Origin of the sequence: Collinsella aerofaciens (genome assembly GCF_015560135.1) — a bacterium.
Taxonomy (GTDB): Bacteria; Actinomycetota; Coriobacteriia; order Coriobacteriales; family Coriobacteriaceae; genus Collinsella; species Collinsella aerofaciens_AN.
In genome coordinates this window covers 1-1,793 of the sequence record NZ_JADMRH010000045.1, presented here as the reverse complement: position 1 = coordinate 1,793, position 1,793 = coordinate 1, and the positions used below count along the sequence as shown (strand labels likewise).

General features: G+C 59.2%; 1 protein-coding gene. It reads left to right on the top strand.

Annotated elements, in window-relative coordinates:
- Window positions 1-199: 199 nt before the first annotated feature.
- The gene (locus I2H19_RS09820; RefSeq protein ID WP_195247276.1) at window positions 200-1,600 is read left to right on the top strand and encodes a phosphoglucomutase/phosphomannomutase family protein; all 1,401 of its coding nucleotides are present in this window, start codon (window positions 200-202) and stop codon (window positions 1,598-1,600) included.
- Window positions 1,601-1,793 lie beyond the last annotated feature (193 nt).

The following is a 1,793-nucleotide window of genomic DNA, read 5'->3' as shown; positions in this document are numbered from 1 at the left end:
GGCGCCTTTAGACGCGTGCCGGAAATCCAAGGGTTATACCCTAAGAGCAAACCACCCCTTTTAGGGGTGGTTTTGATTGCTTGCATGTCCTCGGCAGCATTTGCCCAAATGGTGAATGCTGGTGCCGGCAGGTTGCTGAGTGCGTGTTGCGGGTATACCTCACGCGTACCATGATCCAAACACTGTGAGGTGTCTGCGCGTGTGCGCGATAATTCATTTTGGAACTGACGGTTGGCGCGCTCGCGTCGATGAGGACTTCACTGCCGATAACGTTGCCCGTATCGCCGATGCCGTCGGCGAGTTGTGGCAAAAGACCAATCCGGGCAAAACGGTATATATAGGGTTCGACACCCGGCCCCTGGCGAGCGAGTTCGCTGAGCTTGCGGCGGGCGTGCTAGCAGCGCACGGGCTGGACGCCGTGCTCGCTTCGCGACCTGTTCCGACCCCTGCCCTTACGTGGGCGGCGGCTTATGACGGTGAGGCGTGCGGCGCGCTCATGGTGACGGGGTCCCATCATCCGCAGGGTTATCTGTGCCTCAAGATTCGCATGGGTGACGGCTCGACCGCCAACCAGGATGTCATCGAAGAGCTCGAAGAGACCATGGCTCCCGAGCCAATGGGGATCGAGGGGCAATATCGCACCGCGGATATCATTCCTGACTATATGCAGGCGGTGGCATCGTTTGTCGATGCCGAAGCCATCCGCGGCGCGCACCTGCGCGTGGTTGTCGATCCCATGGGCGGCGCAGCCCAGGGTTATCTAGCCGACTTGCTGCGCGAGCTTGGCGTTGAGGTGCACGAGATTCACGCCGGGCAGGCGTCTGACCAAGAAGATATCTGCCCCGACCCCGTTGAGCCTTGGGTGGACGCTTGCGAGCGCACGGTTATCGATGACGGAGCTTGCGCTGGTCTGGTGACCGACGGCGACGCCGACCGTATCGGTGCGGTTGACGAGCGCGGCAGATATATACATCCGCATCAGATCATGGCGCTCGTTTTGGGCGACTTGGTTCAATTTCGTAATTTGGAGGGGCGCGTCGTCGTCAATCTTTCATGCTCGACGCTCGTGCGTCGCATTGCCGAGGCGCTTGGCTGCCGCGTGACCGTCAAACCAGTCGGTTTCAAATATATAGCGGCGGAGATGAAGAAGGGTGGCGTCCTCATAGGCGGTGAAGAAGCCGGTGGTATCGGCATCGCCGCGCATATGCCCGAGCGCGATGGAATCCTCGCCTGTCTGATTCTGTGTGAGCTTATGGCTAAGACGGACGCGCCTTTGGGCGTTCTGGTCGACCAACTCGAGGACAGTTTTGGTAAGACGAGTTACGGTCGACGGGATTTGCGCCTTGAGGCCGAAGATGCCGAAACGTTACGAACCCTGCTGCCGGGCGTAAACCCCAAGTCGATTTGTGGCAAGGTGCCGCAAAACGTTAGTCATATGGATGGCTTGCGTTTGGCATTCGAGGATGACACGTGGCTGCTGGTTCGTCCTAGCGGGACCGAACCAGTGGTGCGCGTCTACGCCGAGGGGTTCTCGGTGGAAGAACGTGATGAGTTGCTCGATGCTGGCTGTGCTTTAGCTAGGGGGACGTATCCGCTTTAACCATGAGACTGCCTTATATAAAGAGATGCTCGGCGAGCGGTAGGTAACGGCTGGCAAACGTTAGTCGGATCCCAAGATGTGTAGGAAATGTGTACGCCCAGATTCCCGCCCACGGCGCCCCTCCGGTCTGGCAATATATCTCCTTGCCGCGCGGCCCGGTCGGACCGGATGAGCCGCAAAGCGTGCACCTTGA